Raw genomic sequence first — 378 nt, forward strand, 5'->3', positions numbered from 1 at the left:
TCGCATTCGTGAGCCCGCAGCCCTGGTGCAGCGACACGAGCGCGACGGTGTCGCTCATGCGCGCGTACGCGTCGGCCATCGTGGCCGCGCCGCCCTCGTGCCGCGTCGCGGTGAACTCGACCCCGGCATCCCGCAGCGCGTTCGTCACCGCGAAGTTGCCCNGACGCCGAAGCAGTGCCGGGCGCCGAGCTTCGCGAGCGCGCGGCCGACGAGCTCGGCGACGGTGAGGCCGCTCATGCCTGGGTTTCGACGAGCGCGAAGACGCGGCTCGGGCTGCCGGTGCCGCCGACGATCGGTAGCGGCGCGACGACGAGCACGGCGCCGCGGGCCGGCAGTTCGGCGAGGCGCTGCAGCGAGGTGATGCCGTACTTGTCGGCG

General features: G+C 74.0%; 2 pseudogenes. Both read right to left on the reverse strand.

From position 1 onward, the window contains the following. Positions 1 to 237, reverse strand: a pseudogene (locus ID132_RS12030) (thiamine pyrophosphate-binding protein); the annotation flags it as partial. After that, positions 234 to 378 (reverse strand): annotated as a pseudogene (locus tag ID132_RS14165) (cyclase family protein); the annotation flags it as partial. The pseudogenes ID132_RS14165 and ID132_RS12030, both read right to left, overlap by 4 nt.

Origin of the sequence: Gulosibacter sediminis, from assembly GCF_014904065.1 — a bacterium.
In the GTDB taxonomy this organism is placed as follows: domain Bacteria; phylum Actinomycetota; class Actinomycetes; order Actinomycetales; family Microbacteriaceae; genus Gulosibacter; species Gulosibacter sediminis.